The sequence below is a fragment of the Paenibacillus graminis genome (assembly GCF_000758705.1).
In the GTDB taxonomy this organism is placed as follows: Bacteria; Bacillota; Bacilli; order Paenibacillales; family Paenibacillaceae; genus Paenibacillus_AQ; species Paenibacillus_AQ graminis.
The window spans coordinates 2037881-2056616 of record NZ_CP009287.1; the positions used below are offsets into that span (position 1 = coordinate 2037881).

The 18736-nt window shown below is 50.8% G+C and carries 21 protein-coding genes; 14 read left to right on the forward strand and 7 right to left on the reverse strand.

Going from position 1 to position 18736, the window contains the following annotated elements:
- Nucleotides 1-115 precede the first annotated feature (115 nt).
- The 6 genes from bcbE to PGRAT_RS08270 all read left to right on the forward strand — a co-directional run bounded on the left by bcbE (nt 116) and on the right by PGRAT_RS08270 (nt 5084).
- Nucleotides 116-1390: a bacillibactin exporter BcbE gene (bcbE, locus tag PGRAT_RS08245; protein WP_025706438.1), complete on the forward strand. Its 1275-nt coding sequence runs from the start codon at nt 116-118 to the stop codon at nt 1388-1390.
- Nucleotides 1391-1455: 65 nt separating this feature from the next.
- Nucleotides 1456-2697: an LTA synthase family protein gene (locus PGRAT_RS08250; protein ID WP_025706437.1), complete on the forward strand. Its 1242-nt coding sequence runs from the start codon at nt 1456-1458 to the stop codon at nt 2695-2697.
- 52 nt (nt 2698-2749) lie between these two features.
- Entirely contained in the window at nt 2750-2938 is a 189-nt protein-coding gene (locus PGRAT_RS08255; RefSeq protein WP_025706436.1) for a hypothetical protein, read from the forward strand.
- A 16-nt stretch (nt 2939-2954) separates the two neighbouring features.
- A complete protein-coding gene (locus PGRAT_RS08260) occupies nt 2955-3257 on the forward strand; it encodes a spore coat protein (RefSeq protein ID WP_025706435.1) in 303 nt (100 codons plus the stop codon).
- Between the two features lie 113 nt (nt 3258-3370).
- The gene (locus PGRAT_RS08265; protein WP_025706434.1) at nt 3371-4636 is read left to right on the forward strand and encodes an erythromycin esterase family protein; all 1266 of its coding nucleotides are present in this window, start codon (nt 3371-3373) and stop codon (nt 4634-4636) included.
- Between the two features lie 16 nt (nt 4637-4652).
- A complete protein-coding gene (locus PGRAT_RS08270) occupies nt 4653-5084 on the forward strand; it encodes a CBO0543 family protein (RefSeq protein ID WP_155990437.1) in 432 nt (143 codons plus the stop codon).
- Here PGRAT_RS08270 and PGRAT_RS08275 read toward each other — a convergent pair.
- The 6 genes from PGRAT_RS08275 to PGRAT_RS08300 form a co-directional block, all read right to left on the reverse strand.
- Nucleotides 5043-6884: an alpha-glycosidase gene (locus PGRAT_RS08275; protein ID WP_420329525.1), complete on the reverse strand. Its 1842-nt coding sequence runs from the start codon at nt 6882-6884 to the stop codon at nt 5043-5045. The genes PGRAT_RS08270 and PGRAT_RS08275 overlap by 42 nt on opposite strands.
- 275 nt (nt 6885-7159) lie before the next feature.
- Nucleotides 7160-7681: a DUF3231 family protein gene (locus tag PGRAT_RS08280; RefSeq protein WP_025706431.1), complete on the reverse strand. Its 522-nt coding sequence runs from the start codon at nt 7679-7681 to the stop codon at nt 7160-7162.
- Nucleotides 7682-7794: 113 nt separating this feature from the next.
- Nucleotides 7795-9030 carry a hypothetical protein gene (locus PGRAT_RS08285; RefSeq protein WP_025706430.1) on the reverse strand — a complete coding sequence of 412 codons (1236 nt, stop codon included), beginning with the start codon at nt 9028-9030 and terminating at the stop codon, nt 7795-7797.
- 14 nt (nt 9031-9044) lie between these two features.
- Nucleotides 9045-9416, reverse strand: coding sequence for a hypothetical protein (locus PGRAT_RS08290; RefSeq protein ID WP_025706429.1), 372 nt, complete (start codon nt 9414-9416; stop codon nt 9045-9047).
- Between the two features lie 127 nt (nt 9417-9543).
- Nucleotides 9544-9945 (reverse strand): hypothetical protein, encoded by a 402-nt coding sequence (locus tag PGRAT_RS08295; RefSeq protein ID WP_025706428.1) that lies wholly within the window; start codon nt 9943-9945, stop codon nt 9544-9546.
- A gap of 5 nt (nt 9946-9950) precedes the next feature.
- Nucleotides 9951-10355 (reverse strand): hypothetical protein, encoded by a 405-nt coding sequence (locus PGRAT_RS08300; protein ID WP_025706427.1) that lies wholly within the window; start codon nt 10353-10355, stop codon nt 9951-9953.
- 215 nt (nt 10356-10570) lie between these two features.
- On the opposite strand from PGRAT_RS08300, the gene PGRAT_RS08305 reads away from it, so the two are divergent.
- The 6 genes from PGRAT_RS08305 (at nt 10571) to PGRAT_RS08330 (ending at nt 16171) form a co-directional block, all read left to right on the forward strand.
- The gene (locus PGRAT_RS08305) at nt 10571-11191 is read left to right on the forward strand and encodes a GNAT family N-acetyltransferase (RefSeq protein WP_025706426.1); all 621 of its coding nucleotides are present in this window, start codon (nt 10571-10573) and stop codon (nt 11189-11191) included.
- Between the two features lie 256 nt (nt 11192-11447).
- A complete protein-coding gene (locus tag PGRAT_RS08310; protein WP_025706425.1) occupies nt 11448-12014 on the forward strand; it encodes a TetR/AcrR family transcriptional regulator in 567 nt (188 codons plus the stop codon).
- A gap of 731 nt (nt 12015-12745) precedes the next feature.
- A complete protein-coding gene (locus PGRAT_RS08315; RefSeq protein WP_025706424.1) occupies nt 12746-13510 on the forward strand; it encodes a MerR family transcriptional regulator in 765 nt (254 codons plus the stop codon).
- A complete protein-coding gene (locus PGRAT_RS08320) occupies nt 13507-14157 on the forward strand; it encodes a GNAT family N-acetyltransferase (RefSeq protein ID WP_025706423.1) in 651 nt (216 codons plus the stop codon). The genes PGRAT_RS08315 and PGRAT_RS08320 overlap by 4 nt, the downstream gene beginning before the upstream one ends.
- A 22-nt stretch (nt 14158-14179) precedes the next feature.
- Nucleotides 14180-15220, forward strand: coding sequence for an alpha/beta hydrolase family protein (locus PGRAT_RS08325; RefSeq protein WP_025706422.1), 1041 nt, complete (start codon nt 14180-14182; stop codon nt 15218-15220).
- Between the two features lie 114 nt (nt 15221-15334).
- Nucleotides 15335-16171 carry a metallophosphoesterase family protein gene (locus PGRAT_RS08330; protein ID WP_025706421.1) on the forward strand — a complete coding sequence of 279 codons (837 nt, stop codon included), beginning with the start codon at nt 15335-15337 and terminating at the stop codon, nt 16169-16171.
- Between the two features lie 200 nt (nt 16172-16371).
- Here the strand turns inward: PGRAT_RS08330 and PGRAT_RS08335 are convergent, their stop codons facing one another.
- Nucleotides 16372-17241: a LysR family transcriptional regulator gene (locus PGRAT_RS08335; RefSeq protein WP_238326833.1), complete on the reverse strand. Its 870-nt coding sequence runs from the start codon at nt 17239-17241 to the stop codon at nt 16372-16374.
- 167 nt (nt 17242-17408) lie between these two features.
- Between PGRAT_RS08335 and PGRAT_RS08340 the strand changes: the two genes are divergently transcribed.
- Both PGRAT_RS08340 and PGRAT_RS08345 read left to right on the forward strand, forming a co-directional pair.
- Nucleotides 17409-17714 carry a DUF1330 domain-containing protein gene (locus PGRAT_RS08340; RefSeq protein ID WP_025706419.1) on the forward strand — a complete coding sequence of 102 codons (306 nt, stop codon included), beginning with the start codon at nt 17409-17411 and terminating at the stop codon, nt 17712-17714.
- A 15-nt stretch (nt 17715-17729) separates the two neighbouring features.
- Nucleotides 17730-18524: an SDR family oxidoreductase gene (locus PGRAT_RS08345; RefSeq protein ID WP_025706418.1), complete on the forward strand. Its 795-nt coding sequence runs from the start codon at nt 17730-17732 to the stop codon at nt 18522-18524.
- Nucleotides 18525-18736 lie beyond the last annotated feature (212 nt).

Sequence of the window (18736 nt, forward strand, 5' to 3'; positions counted from 1 at the left end):
ATGTTTATACTTTCATTGGCTCTCAGGGATATTTTCCCTTCTGGATATGCGTGCATAAATCGTCCAGAAGAAACCACAATATCAGCATGTGAATAACGATAAAGGTGGTTCTACCATGAAGGGAAAGAAAGGGGCTCTGGTGGCACTGGCTTCCATCCCGCTGATCATGACACTGGGCAACTCCATGCTGCTGCCCATACTGCCGCAAATCTCCAATGAGCTAGGGATCAGCGCTTTTCAGGTCAGTATGATTATCACCGTCTACGGACTAATTGCAATACTGATGATTCCGATTGCGGGGTACTTATCCGACCGTTATGGGCGGAAAAAGGTGATTCTGCCCAGCTTGATTATTGCGGCTATAGGCGGAGCAGGCTGTGTTGCCGCAGCGTGGTTTATGAATGGAGTGAGTGCTTACTGGGTCATCTTGGCCGGGCGCTTCATCCAGGGGATCGGGGCTGCCGGAGCCTTCCCGATTGTTATTCCTTTTATCGGGGATTTGTTCAAGGATGAGAAGGAGGTCAGCAAAGGCTTAGGTATCGTGGAGACCTCCAATACCTTTGGCAAGGTGCTTAGCCCCATTCTGGGCGCTTATTTGGGCACAGTGCTGTGGTATGCCCCATTTATAGCAATACCTATTCTTTGTCTGATTTCGTTTGGGCTGGTTGTATTTTTGGTCAAAAAACCGGAGGCTGAGGAACAGCCGGAGAAGAAGGCCCTGCGTCAGTTCTTAGGAGAAATCAAGGATATTTTGCATGAAAAGGGACGCTGGCTCTATGCTATTTTCGCCATTGGCGGGATCTGTATGTTTGTTACCTTCGGGGTCTTGTTTTATTTATCCGAAACCTTGGAAGCAAAATACAATCTCCACGGCTCCTCCAAGGGTTTTGTGCTGGCGATTCCGCTGGCTTTGCTGTGTCTGGCCTCCTATGGCAGCGGTAAAATCATTGGGCAAAATAAAGCTCTTATGAAATGGCTTGGTTTTGGAGGCATGGTGCTGCTGACGGCAGCCATGATTATTACCGGCTTCAACAATAATATTTTTTTCATGGTTGGATTTCTGAGTTTAAGCGGAATTGGGATTGGGGTGGCCTTGCCCTGCATGGATGCGTTGATTACAGAAAGCATTGAGAAGGAAAACCGGGGGACTATTACCTCTTTATACAGCAGCATGCGGTTTATTGGAGTAGCGCTGGGTCCGCCTGTTGTTTCGCTTTTGATGACCCGGGGGCACTGGGTACTGTTCGGGACGATGGCAGGGGTCGGCACAGTGGGCGGATTGCTGACGCTGTTCGCGGTGAAGCCGAGTGAAGGCGGGAATAAGGAGGATAAGCCTTTGAAGTCCGGGGAAATCAGAAGCAGCCCGCTGCAGCGGCAGCGCGCACGCTAAACGATTAGGATGGAGAGGAGAGGCGAAGCTTGGGTATATTCTCTATTCGGAGAACCTGTATAATCATGGCCGTATTCCTCGTGGGCATTACCATTGTGATATGGCATCGACCGAATGCAGATGGTCCCAAAGCTTATTATGGAGCGGGAAAAGGATACCATCTCATCTTGGTTCAGCTGGAATCCTTCCAGCAATTCCTGCTGAACCAATCGGTCGAAGGCCAGCCGCTGACTCCTGTTCTGAATACATTGAAGTCGGAAAGCTTATATTTCCCGTATCTGTTTCAGCAAATCGGACGCGGAAATACTTCGGATGCCGAGTTTACAGCGAATACCTCCATTTACCCTGTGGGCGCGGTGCCTATGTCATCGAAATACGGAAACCGGAAGCTGCCCAGCCTGGCAAGATTGCTGCATAAGCAGGGGTATATTGCGGATACCTTCCATGTGAATAAGGTAAGCTTCTGGGAACGGAATCAGATGTACCCCGCACTAGGCTTTGACACCTTTTATGATCAGCCCTATTTCCGCAAAGAAAAGTTTAACCGGTTTGGGGCTTCTGATGAGGAGTTGTATCGTGTAGGCTTCAATAAGCTGAATGAACTGGCGAAGCAGGATCAGAAGTTCTATGCCCAGTTTGTTACCGTCTCCAGCCACTCTCCGTATACCCTCCCGGAAGACAGAAAGCGGCTGAAGCTGAACGGCCCGTTACACGGAAAAACCCTTGGGGATTATCTTACAGCTGTTCATTATGCGGACTATGCCCTGGGGACCTTTATCAGTAAGCTGAAACAAACCGGTCTGTGGGATAACTGTGTTTTTGTTGTGTACGGAGACCACTTTGGGCTGAATAAGAAAAAGTACAATCCCCAAAAGATTAGTGATGCCTTGAACATTCCTTATGATAAGCATATCAGCACCTTTAATGTGCCGCTTTTGATTCATTTGCCGGGACAGCATAGAGGGAGAACAGTTGACCAGACCGGCGGCCAAATTGACATTCTTCCGACAATCGCCAATATAATGGGCCTCGATCTTAAGAAGGAGGGGTTTACGGCTTTTGGACAGGATCTGGTTAACGCCGGGCATAATGTTGTGGGCATGCGCTATTACCTGCCCGCAGGCTCGTTCTTCAATGACGAGGTGCTATTTGTCCCCGGTAAAAAAGGCTTTGAGGATGGGAAAGCCACCTTGATTAGAACCCATCGGCGGGTTCGGGACATTACACCCTATAAGCCAGACTATGACCTTATTATGGACCGGCTGAAACGGTCGGACAACTATGTAGAGCATCTCCCGCTCCGGTGAATATAATGTCGGCTTTGGGATATAACAATTGGGGAGAAAGGAGGGGAATAACATGGCGAACCAATTAGGTGTTCATGAAATGCTGGAATTACATGAGCTGCTTACCTTCAAGACAAATTGTCTGACCAAAAGCCAGACCATGCTGCCATTGGTGTCGGATACAGGGCTGAAAGGAATCATTCAGGAAGACATCCGCGGAGGGATTGAAGACATTCAGCAAATCAGAGCTTTACTCGTCTAAATTTAGGAGGCAGAAGATGAATCCAATTGTAGAAAACCTAACAGGAATGAACGCGATGACAGATCAGGCTATTGCCACTGATTTATTGATGGCCTGCAAAAGCGGCTTGAAAAGTTATGCGGCAGCTATCTCCGAGTCCGCCAGTCCGGAAGTGAGAAGTACATTAAATGCACAATTCGGCAAGGCTGTCGGATTACACGAACGTGTGTTTAATTATATGAGGGATAACGGATTCTATAATGCCTACGATCCGTCAGAGCAGCTGCAAATGGATATCCAGAATGCAGACAAGGCTTTGTCCCTATCCAATGTTCAATAGCTTCAGATCAGGCTATTAGAACCTAGTCAGAGATGAGGACCGTCAAGCTTACTGACTTGGCGGTTTTCATTTTACATAAGTAAATAAATCGATAACCCAAGGAGTGAAAGCACATGGATGATTCAACCGTTATGCAGGCTATCCGGAGGCTGGCGCAGCCTTTTGGCAGTGCTGAAGCATTGGACAGTCTGGTTGCTGAAACTAAAAACGCAACTTATGTCCTGTTGGGGGAAGCTTCGCATGGGACCTCAGAGTTCTACAGCGTACGCGCCGAAATTACCAAACGGCTCATTACGGAAGAAGGCTTCCGGTTCATCGCAGTAGAAGGCGACTGGCCCTCCTGCTACACGCTGAACCGTTATATTAAGGGTTACCCCGATGCTGCTCCCCATGCGCGGGCGGCACTAAGCGATTATACCCGCTGGCCCGCCTGGATGTGGGCGAACCGCGAAATTCTTGAATTGGCCGAGTGGCTGCGCAGCTATAATGAAGGACGCCCGGATGAGGAGAAGGCAGGCTTTTACGGCATAGATATGTACAGTCTGTGGGAATCGATGGACGAAATTCTCAAGTATCTCTCGTCTAAGGGGAGTCCGGACCTGGAAGCGGCTAAACAGGCCTTTGAATGCTTCGAGCCCTTTGGCAGGGACGAGCAGTCGTATGGAATTTCAGCGTCGTTGTATGGGGAGGGCTGTGAGGACGAAGTCATCACACTGCTAAGCAAACTTCAAGATGAATGGAAAGACGTTCATCCGGCTGACCGGGAAAATGCCTTAAGCGCTGAGCTTAATGCGATGACGGTACAGGGAGCAGAATCGTATTACCGGACGATGATCCGGCATGACTCCGGTTCGTGGAATATCCGGGACCGCCATATGGTTGCAGCCCTGGACAAGCTGATGGAGTTTCATGGTGAAGGCGCCCGGGCCGTGGTGTGGGAGCATAACACACATATCGGTGACGCCCGGGCAACCGACATGGAGCAGGAACAAATGGTCAATGTGGGACAACTGCTGCGTGAAAAGTATGACAACGCCGTCTATGCGGTGGGATTTGGAACATACGGGGGAACGGTAATTGCAGGCAGAGCCTGGGGAGCTCCGCCAGAAATAATGCAGGTGCCGCCAGCCATGAAAAACAGCTGGGAGGAGCTCCTGCACCGGGATGGGGCTGAGGACAAGCTGCTCCTGTTCAGCCGGGAAGAGACTGTCCTGGACCGGAAGGTCATCGGTCATCGGGCCATCGGCGTTGTCTACCATCCGGAAAGGGAGAGAGGCAATTATGTCCCCTCAATCCTTACTAGACGTTATGACGCTTTTATTTATCTGGATCATACCCGGGCGTTGTCGCCGGTTGAGATGGGGCTGATTCAGGCTTAGGGGGCTAATGATGTTTGTGAATGTATGGCTTGGCTTCTGTCTGCCTTGGTTAATCGGCATTTATATTCTCAGGGACGACCGGTCCCTTATCTATACAATAGGTCCGGCGGCCAGTTTCATTGCCTTTGCGTTCAATGAAATAGGCTATTTCAGGCAGTGGTGGCAGGTGACCCCGGAACAATTCGGGGTCCTTTCATTTCTGCCTTATAATCTGGGTGTGTTTCCAGTCCTCGGGTGCCTGTGTGTGTTTTCGGCCAGGAAGAGCAAACTGAATATCTTCCTGCTGCTCATTCTGTTCAGTCTGCTCAAAACCGGTCTTGAGATGATACTGGTTCTATTTGGGAAGGTCAGCTATGGGCATGGATGGAATGCATTCTGGACTTTTTTTTCTTATTTGATTGCATGTTCACTCACCTACGGGATGTACCGCCTGCTCCGGAGAGCGTAGGGTTTCGTTGGTTTTGATCAGAATTCTGTAGCTGTATGGAGCAAGATCAAGCAGGACCTGTCCCTCTCCCTCCGAAGGAATGAGCTTCTCACCATTCAAGGCATCCTGAAAGTGATCCTCAAGAGGCAGGGGCAGGGTGGCGGGCTGCTCCGAGGGATTCAGTGAAATGACGAAATGGGCATCCGCATCCACTCGTTCATAGACGAAAGCACGCTCCTGCGGATTAGCCGTCAGGATGCGGAACCGGCCGGTCTGCAAGGCCGGAAACGCCTTCCGCAACCGGATCAGAGACTGGTAGCATTCGAAAAGCTCGCGGTTCTGGCGTTCCTCCTCCCAGATCATACATTTGCGGCAATCCGGGTCACCCTCACCCTCAAGACCGATTTCATCGCCGTAGAAGATGCAGGGAGTACCCGTAAAGGTGAACAGGAAGGCGGCGGCCAGCTTCAGCTTTCTCGGGTCCCCGCCCAGCTGTGTGAGAATCCGCGGAGTATCATGGCTGGCCAGCAGGTTGAACAGCACCTCGTTGGCTTGCTGCGGGTAACGCATCAGAAGATTCCCGAGCTGCTCGCCAAAACGCCCGGCGTCCATATCGCCATTGTTGAGGTATTCAGTTAAACGGCTGGCCAGCGGATAGTTCATCACGGAATCGAATTGATCTCCGTTTAGCCAGCGCATGGAGTCGCTCCAGACCTCGCCAATAATAAAAGCTTCCGGATTAATGTCTTTGACAACTTTACGGAAGTCCCTCCAGAACGTATGGTCAATTTCGTTGGCCACATCCAGTCTCCAGCCGTCAATCCCCACTTCCTTGAGCCAGTAGCCGGCGGTATCGAGCAGGTACTTCCGGGCCTCAGGGTTCACCGTATTCAGCTTAGGCATGTCCGCAAAAAAACCAAAGGCGTCATAATTGGGTTTTCCGTCCGTAACCTTCACAGGAAAATTATGAATATGAAACCAGCCGGCATATTCCGAGTGTTCCCCATGCTCAATCACACTTTGGAATTGGGGGGATTGTGCACTGATATGGTTAAATACGGCGTCAAGAACCACCCGGATTCCCTTGGCATGGGCGTTTGCCACCAGCTCCTTAAGCACCTCCACATCACCGAAATCCGGATCAACCTTCCGGTAATCGGTAGTGTCATACTTATGATTGCTTGGCGCTTCGAAGATAGGTGTCAGGTATATGGCTGTAATCCCGAGCCGGGCTAAATAATCAAGATGATCTATAATGCCCTGCAGATCGCCGCCGAAAAAGCTCTCAGCTGTGGGCGTATCTCCCCATGCCGCCACATTCACCGGATCATTTCCGGCATCTCCATTGGCAAAACGGTCCGGCATGATCTGATAGAACACGGCGGACTTGGCCCATTCAGGGGCAGTGAACAAGTCAACCTCATGGATATAAGGTCTTTCATAGAAACCATCGGGTGGTGCCGGCGGTTCCGTGTAAAATCCGGTTTCCGTCATCCAGAGGGTCTCGTCTTCTGCCTGCATGCGAAAGGCATAAGAGAAACGCTTGTTTTCCGGCTTCACAGCCGTTTCCCAATAATCAAAGAACTGATCGGATGCTATTTTACGCATCCGGTGCTCCTCATGATAATGCTCCCAATCATATTTGTCGCCCGTGAGCGCAAAGACCTGGCCGACATTCTCTTTCCCTGTCCGGACACGCAGATGGAAGGTATCCTTGTCATAGAGATACGCCCAGTTGCTGTGGGGAACATGATGCAGTGCTTCACGATGAATAGTTGTACGCTGGCTTGCAGCTTGGAATGCTTGTTCTCTGGTTTGCATAACAGTCCCTCCAAAACACTTAAATTAAGTATATTGTAGCCGACAGAATGGAAAGTAAACTTCTGGAATCCAAATTCATGCCAAAAGAGACCCAGATCAGCGCTGAGCCGTATGAACAGATGGGGTTCCCATTGTGCGGCTAATGATTTTGTACCCCGTAATTTCCGGGAGCAAACAAGAAATTACAAGCAGAGATAACCAGTTGAATACCCGGCGGCAAAAATAAAAAGCCCTTTCTGTTCCCGCCGCCTGGAAACGAAAGGGCTGATCCTGTTTTATGCGTTCACAGTCTCATGTCTTTTGACTTGAAGCGGCGGAGGAATAAGCCAGCCTTTTTCTTTAAGGATGTTCAGAATTTTGACTCCCAGGGCTGCCTTAGTCATGTGGTACTTGCCGAATAAGGCGCCTACATCCTCACGGATGCTTTGTGCCATCGCCTGGCTGCAGGCTACCAAGGAAGTGGCCACATCGGCGGCAATTTTGGCGGCAATTTCGGGATCTGTAAATCTTGCCCCCACGGGAATATCTTCAAGCTTGGCCTGGGGTCTGTCGGGCAGTGCCGGGGCAGTACCAATACCGTTGTCTGTCAATAATTTGTCGCATTCGCTTGCTTCCAGTTCAGCCTGATCAATTAATGCGCCCAGGATTTTTTTTAGATCATGGTCACCCGCATGATTCAGGAAGGCCCGGTAAAAGGAAATTGCCCCCTTTGCAACCATCGAAGCCTGCCACACATTATAGATTTCCCCGTAATGCATCGGTTCATCTTTTGCATTTCCGCCTAAAATACCAGACATACACATGCTCCTTTTTGCTTTTATTTTAGAAAGCCCGCGCCTTCAAAAGACGGCGCAGCCGTTTCTACTTGCTGCATAGTATGTCCTGGATCAAAAAAATTAATGTGAAGTCCTCAAGTACCGAAAATGATATCCTGTTTGCCAAGCCGTGAATCGTTCCAGACAGCAGCCAGCGTATCCGGGAATTTGGTGGCCGCAGTGATGTAGTCGCCGATCAGCGGAACAGGTGTGGGAGAATTGCCGTTAGGATTGGTGGAAACGTCGGATATCCGCCGATTGGCGAAGGAGACGCCGGCATTGAAAGACTCGGCAGCAAAAACATCCAGAAGAAATCCGTCCACCCGGTTCGTGTAATAAATCACCCGTATGGTTCCGTTGGCCGGAGAGACAGTTATAGAAGGGGAGAAATTCTGTGAGCCTGCCGGTGCGCCTGTAATGCTGATGGGCGTGGACCACAGCAGCCCATCCGGAGAACGGGAGAAAAAGACATCTGCATAGCCCAGGCGGAAATCGTTCCAGACCGCATACACAAATCCCCCGAACTGCCCGGCGGAAATGTCGGTTCCTAAGCTGAGGTTCGTCTGCACCCGGAACGCATAATTGGGCACAGGCAAGGGACTCGGCACAGGAACGGTGCTGGCGATGAACGTAGCTCCCCGGGTCACCGGGGGGGTGAAGGAAACCCCTCCATCGAGGGATACTCTGACATAGGCATTCGTCGGGAGGTTGGAGCGGGTCTGAATATAACCGACATACAGCTCTCCTGCGAGTCCAACGGCAAGGGCAGCCCGGTCAAGCTCGCCTCTGGGATCGGAGATGCGCAGCGGCCGTTCCCAACTGAGTCCCTTGTCCAGAGAACGTTGAAAAAAGATAGCCGAGTTCTGGGAAAAGTCATAAATTGGTGTATATCCTACATAAGCATTTCCGATGTACGGGCTGGAGGGAGAACGGTCAACAGCGATAAAAGGCTCATCGTTGTGAACATAGAGGCCGTATCCCTGCTGTACAAGAACTGGAGGATTGAACGTAACCCCGTTATCAAAAGAGGTGTAGGTAGCGATCGTTCCATCCATAAATTCATTGAAAAAGTGAACCGCGACGATAAATGTGTCGGGAAAGGTATAATCGATCGTCGGGGCTTCTGCGCTCATGTATCCCGGCGCTTGCGGCAATACGGTATTTGACCAGGTTGCGCCTCCGTCGATCGAGCGGTAAAAGCCTGTTAATGCGGTTCCTGAACTGTCTTCAACGGCCACGACACACATGATATTGGGGTTAAGCGTACTAACCGCTATCGAGGGCTCAATATGATTCCCCGGCAGAGCGGCAGTGATGTTCACGTTAGCCAATGGATCACCTCATTTTAGGTGGAAATAATTGATAACCGGTCAATGTTTGTAAGCTCAGACTGCAGAATCCGGTCCAGAATGTTTCCGCCAGCATCCAGCGCAAAGATGTTAATAATGGTGTCTACTGCACTGTAGAAATTGATCTGGACCTCATAATAATCGGCAAGCGCAACCGAATAGGTCTGGACAACCAGCTGCTGGGGATTAAGCTGGAAAAGAGTTTCTCCGACAGCGACACGTGTGAAGCTCGCTCCCCGGAAGTGAAAAATCTGCAAGGTGAGGTTAATGGGGGAAATGATGGAATCGTTCAAGCAGGAGATCTGGATCCTATCCAAATGGGTGGAGCCTGTAGGGGGGTTATATACCGCTCCCGTTGTATAAGGCATAGCATGAACTCCTTCCGGCCTTGGTTGAGACGTTTAGTAAAACGTATGTGGAGCATTTTTGTCCTATGCCGGGTTACCAGAATATGTATGATTACAGAGGGAGGACGAAGCTCCCTCTGCGCAGTTCTTACAGAATGGACAAGCCTGTAAATACAATAGGTCCGACGACGTTGGGAAGATTTCCGCCCGATACAGAAGAGGCAGTTATTGCATAAGCATAGTAGCCGGAAGTAATTCCTGAATCTACATAAGTTAATTTGACCGCATCAAACACATGGGCAGCGGTACCGCTGGACCGGAAGCTGCTGATCGCCACCGCATTGCGTACGATCGTGAAGATAACATCGGGAGAGCTGCTGCCGGTGCTCTGCAGGCCGATTGTAGCTCCCAGCATGACTGAGCCGCCAGTGGAAACGTTTAATCCGAATTGCCCGAGGATCAGGCTGCTCGGCAAAGCTATAACGGATAAGGAGGTGGACTGGGAGAAGCTGGACGGGATGCTTTTACCAATATCAATAATCTGCGACATGGCGGTCACACCAGGGAAAGGCCCGAGAATAACACGGGACCTACCAGATTTGCGCTGTTCAGGACAGCGGAATTAACCTGAGATACGGTAAGGGTATAGGCAAAATATCCTGCCGTCAAATTACTGTCCACAAAAGAGAAGCTGATCGGATCAAACTGATTGACGCTTAGCGCACTGGCTGTAATTGAAAAAATCGCCGTGCTTCCCCGTAAAATGGTGAACAGCAAATCCGGACTGCCCAGGGTAGTCTGGGTGCCGACTGAAGCGTCAAGCCATACATTTCCGCCTGTCCCGGTAGTCAAGCCGAATTGGGCGAGCGTATTGCTCGAGGGCGAAGCAACAATGGGAATCGAGATGGATTGGCTGAAGCTGGCGGTAATGCTTTTACTGAAATCGAGAATCTGGGCCACGGTACTCAGCTCCTTATCACATATTTGGTCAGTAATAAATTATGTGATTTTACAGCGGAATGATTGGACGTGATAAGAAACAATAGCAGACCTGGATGTGAAACCTTGGTGTGATCCGGTTAATTCAGGCTCTGTTTGACAAAAGGGATAGCTTCGGGTATTTTGGTACTATAAAAACTATTAAAGTACCATTATAAATTGAGAGGAGCTTTTATATGGATCATATTTCAATCACACACGGCAACCCCAAATCGGCGTCAGGAGGCAGACTCCTGGGGATGGCACTGGATTATATGGCCTATCCGGTGATCGGAACGGCAGATAAAGCATTAATTGAGAACACCCTGCAACAATTATGGGTTCTCGGAAAAAACCGATTCAGCCATCAATATGCTTTTGAAGCAAGGCTGGATAACAGAACGATTGGAATTATCTCCTGCTACCCGGTATCTGTGATGGATAAGCTGGCTTGGCCCACCGCCAGGGAACTAATCAAACTGCGTAAATGGAATCTCATCAAGCATTCTCTGCTGCATTTGCAGGAGCTGTGGTCTATGGTAAGCTTGAAGGAGGGAAGAGCGGATGAATACCATATCGGGGCATTGGCTGCATTGCCGGAAAGCCGGGGGTCCGGAGTAGGGTCCAAATTAATTCAGCAGGCAGAGGACAAAGCCAGATTAAACAACTACGGCAAATGCTCCCTGACCGTCAGGCAAGAGAACTTCCGGGCCATCAAGCTGTATGAGCGGCTGGGATACCGGATTACGGATTCCATAGAGAACAAACCGTATTATCTGTACCGTATGGTCAAACCCCTTCCGCGAATCCTTACCTGAGGATTCAGGTGCAGACGGTAAATAAGTTGAACTTGGAAAATTCATAAAAAGGGTAAAAGTGCGGAGGGGAAGTTTGGAACTGGCAGAGCGGCAGCGTCCGCCTTTGTCACCGGATTTCAACCGCAAAAGGCGGTTCAATTCAAGAAATCCGGGGACAACAGCGGCTGGAGGTCCAAACATTCCCCGTAGTCGACCATACCCGACAATGTAAAACTAAAGTTCAACTTATATAGATGAAGGGTGGACTGGCAAGGACATGGACAACCAGGTCTATTTGAAAATTTTAAAATGCTTTGGAGCCAAAGGCACGCGGTTTACCACAGAGGATCTGGCGAGAGAATTGGGCACGAGTAAACGCACAGTGTATGCCTACTTTTCGAGTAAGGATGAAATGATTGAGAAAACGATTGATTTCGTCTTTTCGCAGATTATCCAGTCGGATACGGACATCCTGGAAGATGCAGGGCTCCCCATTCAGGAGAAACTCAGACTTTATTTTCAGAATATTCCCGACGCCTATTCGATTGGCGCGATTATCCGGCATATGGATGACTTTCAGCGGTATTATCCCCGGCTCTACGAGAAGGTGAATCATCATTTGGATATGATTTGGGACGGTGCTATTGAACTGGTGGAGGAAGGGATGAACCGTGGCGAGCTGCACCAGGTAGATACCGTCATTCTCAAGCTTATGCTGAATGAGACTCTGAAAAAGCTGCTGGACTATGAGTTTATTGCAGGCCATCAAGTCAGCTTCGAGTCCGGCACCAAGGCGATGAGTGATATTGTTTTATACGGCCTTATCAAAGCAGAATCTTCGTAATGATTAAATGAAACAACAGTGAATTCGGTCCTTTTGAAATGGCCGTATCTGGTACAGGGATTGGCCGCAAGGCTGCGGATTATCTGCTTGAGGACAGGCGTTTCTCCTTGATCCGGATTATTCATTGTAACCGCTCAGTGCTCCTGCAAATGGCCTGCCTGCATGGCCCGCATGGCCCGCATGGCTGCTGAAGATCCATGCCGCCATGGCCGCATTATTGATGGACTATACGCTGCATATCTGCATAGCCGGACTGTTGGGACATGTTCACCGGAAGAATCCGGTAGGCATGCCCTTTTTTATTGTATAGGAAATACGGAGAATCATGAAACCAGATGATTTTCTAAATAGCGCTTGCAACGAAGCAGGTGAGCAGTGGCTAGTTGGAAAAAGGGAGCTTATTTCCCCAAAAAATCAGCAATTGTGAGATTGAAGTGGAAAAAGGGAACTTAATTGGGCCATTTTGCCTCATCAGGAGCGAAATGTGCAAGATTAGTTATCCTTTTTCCACTTCGCCTGCAGAGAATAGGTGCACGGGCAGATTAGGTACCCTTTTTCCACTTAGGAAGGCCGAAGGATTCGTATAGGCTTCTTCAGGCAACGCTAAACTGAAATCCACAGCGGCCGGGAAGAACGGGAGAAATCTGAATGATTCTGAGAAAATGGCGTTGACCTTAGGCCAGACCTAAGGTGTATCTTAAAGATGCATACCGGGGAAGGAGTGATGAGACGTGAGAAATGAGATTACCATCAGTGAACTGGCTAAGCTTATGGATGTGTCGGTGCACCAGATCCGCTATTTCGAAGAAAAGGGTTTGCTTCAGCCTGCTTATACTGACGACAACCAGTACCGGATGTACAGTATGAATGAGATCTATCAGCTGGCCCATATTCTGCTGCTGCGGAAGCTGGGGCTGCCGGTTCAGGCGGTCAAAGAAAGTATGACGGGCTTTGGCCCGGACCAGGTCCGGCAAATGCTTCAGACCTCTATGGAGAATACGCATGCGGAGATTCTCCGGCTCCAGCAGCTTGAGCTGTTCATAGGCAAGGTACTTCAAGAGCACCGGGACTTCGGTCAAGAGATCGAGGCTTACCGGGTCAAGCGGCGGGAGGCTGTGAATTTGCGGCGCTGGTTCGGGCTCAGCTCACAGAATGTACTGGAGGCCAGACAGCTTGCCGGCCAAGCGGGTCCCGGTCTCAACTTGTTCGAAGCGGATATTCATTATGTGTTCGAGGGGGAAGGTCCTGCTGTCCTCTGCACGGAAGCCGCTGAGGGAGCCAGTCTGCTGCTGCCGGCAGGAGATTATCTGTCCTTCCAGTTTCCCGCCGCCCATGAAGATGAACTGGAGCAGCGGATGGAGCAATTCAGTTCGTATGCAGCAGATAGAACCCTTCATCTAACAGGACCTCTTGTGCTCATTGAGAAATCGTACCTTTCCCTGTTCAGCCAGGACAGGCTTCATTACGAACTGCTGCAGCGGATCGGAACCGTATGAAGCAAGCACACATCATCATTGCGCCAATGCAGGCTGAGTACAACCGGCAGGTTAGCCATTTGCTTGTGGACGCGTTTTATGGGAAGTTTTATCCGTTGACGAGGCTTGAGCCGGGCGGGCTGGCGGCTTTGTTTGAACAGCTGCTGGATGCTTTTCCGGAAGAGCCGGCGAGCCAAAGGCTGGTTGCGCTTCAGGAAGGGGAAGTCATCGGTACATTATGCCTCAAGCGCAAAGCTGAAGCTGATCTCTTGGCAGGGGCGGACAATATACCAGTCCGGCTTCCGCGAATGAAGGACATCACCCGGGATGGGCAGAGGAAGATGTTCAAGCTGTTGACAGCCTTGCACTTTTTGGACCATAAGCCGCAGGAGGGAGAATGTTATATCGCGGATCTATCCGTGCATCCGAAGGCCCGCGGGCAGGGAGTAGGCAAGCAGCTGCTGATTTGGGCACAGCATTATGCCTGCAGTGATCCGCACCTGGAAGTGCTGAGCCTGCATGTCTCCGGGCATAATCAAGGCGCAAAACGTCTGTATGAACATATTTCCTTCCGCACACAGGCGGCAGAGCACAGTTTGGTGAGGCTTCTTCTTTTTCATGAATGGAGATGGGAGTATATGGTCCTGCCACTGCGCAAGCAAACATGATTTCTGAACAAGAGGAGTCCTTATGAAAAGAAAAATGGGAATCACACTCATCGTTTTGGTGCTCATCTGTGCAGGGGCGGTGCTCTATGTATTGAAGCAGAACACTTTTGATATGGAGGAGCGGTCCCTTGAAATTCCTTCTCCGCAGGGCAAATTAACCGGCACGCTTGTCCTGCCCAAGGAGGTGTCCGGCAAGCTGGGGCTTGTACTGTTCATTCACGGTGATGGAGCGGTCAATGCTTCCCATGATGACGGCTATAAGCCGCTATGGGAGAGGCTTGCTAAGCAAGGCTATGCTTCACTGTCGCTGAACAAGAGAGGCATCGGCGGCTCCGAAGGGAATTGGCTTGACCAGAGCATCGATGACCGGGTAGACGAAGCCCGCCAGGCGCTGGCCTGGGCCAGAACACAGCCGGTGATTGATCCTTCGCGGATTGGGGTGTGGGGAGCCAGCCAGGCCGGATGGGTGATTCCGAAGCTTGCGGGGAAGGAGCCGCTGGCCTTCAGTATTCTGGTATCCCCGGCTATCAACTGGCTGACTCAGGGCGAGTATAATACACGTAGTCAAATGGCGAAGGACGGATACTCCGGGGATGAAATTTCCGCACAGGTAGCGTATGAACAGCAAGTGAAGGAGCTTTTGAAAGAGGGTGCAACGTATGAGGAATATGTACAGGCTGCACATAAGGGCGATGTGATGTCCCGGGAACGCTGGACATTTGTGAGCAAGAACTTCCGGGCGGACGCGACCGCCGGTCTGCAGCACTTCAAAACTCCTGTGCTCCTGCTGCTGGGGGAAGACGATGTGAATGTAGACTGGAAGGAAACAGAACACGTTTACCGCCAAAAAGTAAGTCCATCCTTGCTCACGGTTAAGCTCTTCCCGGATACAGAGCATTCCATGTTGTCCACCCGAACCGCCGGTTCCAAGCTGCGTGCCGTGCTCATCAGCCTGTTCGCGCCTCGACAAATCACGGTCAACGGGTATATGGAGCAAATTGAACAGTTCCTGCAGGACACCGAGCTGGCCGGGAAGTTGAACTCCCGGAGCATAGGAATATAGCTGCTGGCTGTTATTTTCTCCGGCCTAGCTTCTCTTTGTCCAAGATATGTAACTTGGTATTGAATATACATACCATTACATATGATTAATCGATAAGAGAGAGGCGGGACATCAATGAAAAAGCAGGCTCCACCTGTCAAAAAAAAAACTCTGTCCTCCAGAACTGCTGCACGTAACCGGACAGCCGGCCCATCGGCTAAAGCCCAGGTCATCCGTTTTGCGGTGATCGGGGACAGTCATGTGGGATATGGGAACAGCTCCGGCATATTCAAGAATCTTTTGCCCAAAGCGGTCGCGGGTGTGAAACCGAGGTTTGTGATATTCGGAGGCGACAACGCGCAGGCAGGTGCGGATCATGGAAATCATGCGGATGCTTATTACAAAGACTTCAAGGATACCGTGACCAGCACACTTGGCAATATCCCTTACAAAGCTTCGATAGGCAATTGGGAGGCAAGTACCGCAAACCTGTTCACCAAATATCTGGGGGCCGTTTCGGGAAAGATGAATTTTCCGGGGACACAGGGCAAGGTCAAGTATGTGTGGCTGGATTGTGCGCTTGGAAGGTTCACCCCGGCCAGTATAAATTTACTTACGAATTTGGATGACCAGCATTATTATATTATTGATTTTCATTGGCCCTTGAAGGTGAGCGGAATTACCGTTGACTCCAGTCATGTGTTAAGCGGAGCTGAGACGGGCAGATTTTTCGCTTCGATTCCTGCCAAGGCGAGAGACAAGGTGCTGGCGATTTTTACCCATCATGGACATTTATTTTACCACAAGCTTAACAATATCTACCCGGGCTTTACCCAAACCAAGTTTTTCGTCTGCGGGTGCTCGGGGGATTATAAATGCAAGTCCAACGGGGACCGGGGCTACTATGATGCTGCCTTGACGATTAACGGGAATCAAGCCAGTATTGAAGCGTTTCGGGTTAAGGTTGTGTAGGGAAGAGAACGGTTGTTGCGTTCGGCTCAGCAGGTGTAATTGCCGTGAATCTCAGCATGTACCGGATTGAACGGATGATCGGCTAGATGACGAACAGCCAGGTGTCGTTCATGCGCGGATTACATCCCGATTGGATGGTACATCTCCTGAACGCCTTTATGGTGCCGGAGCTGGAATCGGCTGCCTTTCAGTAATTCAATCTATACAGGATGAACCTGTTGCTGTTCCATACAATCAATAAATGCTTTGGCCGCTGCCGGAAGGTAGCGGTCTTTTCGCCATTTGAGGCCGATTTCCCATTCCCAGCCTTCTTCGGCAATCGGAATCCAGGCGAGCCCCTCCAGCATTAGCCCCGGCGTTTGCGGAAGGACAGATACGCCGAGTCCTGCTCGGATAAAGCCGGCTACTGTAACCAGATCCTCCGCATCGTAGGTGGAAGCGAGCTGAAATCCGGTATTTTCAAAACGGGCGGTGATGGTGGCTTTGAGGCCGCAGTTTTTTTTGAGACCGACAAAAGGTTCGCCGGACAGCTTGGTAAGACTTAGTGAAGACTGCCGGGCAAAGGGATGACGGGCGGGAACAACGATGTATAGCGGCACCTTCTGAATGGTCAGCCATTCGTGCTTCATCACCGGGGATTCCCTGGAAGTAATCATCAGGTCCGAGCTGCCCAGCTCGAAATGCTCATCCAGATCCCCAAGGTTGCCCTGAAACAATTCAAAACGGACCTTAGGATGCTCCTGCATGTACTCCTGGACGAGGTTTGGCACCAGATCTACTCCAAGAATGTTCAGATAGGAGATGGAGATTAAGCCGGTATCCGGATCGGACCATTCTCTGATCTCCTGTATTCCGCCCTCAATGCTGCGCAGAGCCCCTTCTACCCGCTTGGCGAACTGCACCCCGTAACGGTTAAGCCGGATATTTCGTCCGCCCCGGTCAAACAGCGGCAGCCCCAATTCCTCCTCCAGCTTGGAAATGGCATGGCTTAAGGCAGGCTGGGTCAGGTTAAGGGCCTTGGCGGCCTTGGTCATATGCTGAAGCTTGGCAACGGTTATGAAATATTCCAATTGTGTGAGTTCCAGAAGAAGCCCCTCCAATTTATATGAATAATAGTAATCAATCAGATAAATAAGATAAATTATACTTATATAAAAAGGCGATGTAAACTAACGTTGTGCCTGACAAGCAGACACGGCGATACAGCAGCTTACTGTATATGAAATGGAGGAGAGCAATGAGCGCCTATGTTATTTTTATCCGTGAGCACAGCCATGACCCGGAAGAGCTCCGCATCTATTCACAAAAAGCGCCAGGCGGTCTGGCAGGCCATCCCGTAACCCCGCTTGCGGTGTATGGAACCCATGAAGTGATCGAGGGTCCCGCTATTGAAGGAGCGGCCATACTAGAGTTCCCCAGCATTGAAGCGGCTAAGGTCTGGTATTACAGTCCCGCGTACCAGGATGCGGTACAGCATCGGCTCCGGGGCGGAACTTACCGCGGGATCATTGTTGAAGGCGTGTCCGCAGCAGCATCAGAATAATAGGAGGAATCAGAAATGGCAATAACCTATAAAGACCCAGCCCATGAATTTGAAGGGAAAAGAGTACTGGTGACCGGAGGTACCCGGGGCATGGGGGAAGCCATCGCCAAAAGACTGGCAGGCAGCGGAGCAACGGTGCTGACGACTGCCCGCACGATGCCTGCTGATCTTCGGGAGCCAGGGCTGTTCGTGCAGGCGGATATTGCCACACCTGAAGGAGTGGGGAGGGTCATTCACGGGGTAAAAGAAGTGCTCGGCGGCATTGATATTCTAGTGAACAATGTGGGAGGCTCCAGTACACCTCCGGGCGGGGCGCTTGTCCTGACCGACGAAGACTGGGTGCAGGCTCTGAACTGGAATCTGCTTGCCGCCGTCCGGCTGGACCGCGGGCTGCTGCCGCTGATGCTGGAGCAGGGCTCCGGGGCGATCGTCCATATTTCCTCTATCCAGAGACGTCTGCCGCTGTATGAAACTACACTGGCCTATGCTGCCGCCAAAGCGGCTCTGTCCAACTACAGCAAAGGTTTGTCCAATGAATTTTCGCCGCGCGGCATCCGCATTAATACCGTGGCTCCGGGTTTTATCCAGACCAAGGCGGCGGAGGCGATGATTGACCGGATCGCCCAGGCGGCAGGAAGCCGGGAAGCTGCCCTGCAGCAGCTGATGGATTCACTTGGCGGCATCCCCCTTGGCCGTCCCGGCCTGCCGGAGGAGGTTGGGGAGCTGGTGGCATTCCTGGTGTCTGACCGGGCGGCGTCGATTACAGGCAGTGAATATGTGATTGACGGCGGGACGATTCCGACGGTGTAACTGGGGAAATGGATGGATGCTGCATAGGGAACATGTTGTAGCAACCGCAGTAGAATATGGAGTGTGTTGCAGCAAACCAGCCGGTGACGGCTGGTTTTGTTCTGTAGACCAGAGACCAGAATTGATATGTCCGCCCACAAAAGGGAGAGGATACCTAAGTGGAATTAGTGAACCTAAATGTGCTCAAATCGCGTTACACAGAGGTGTTAGTT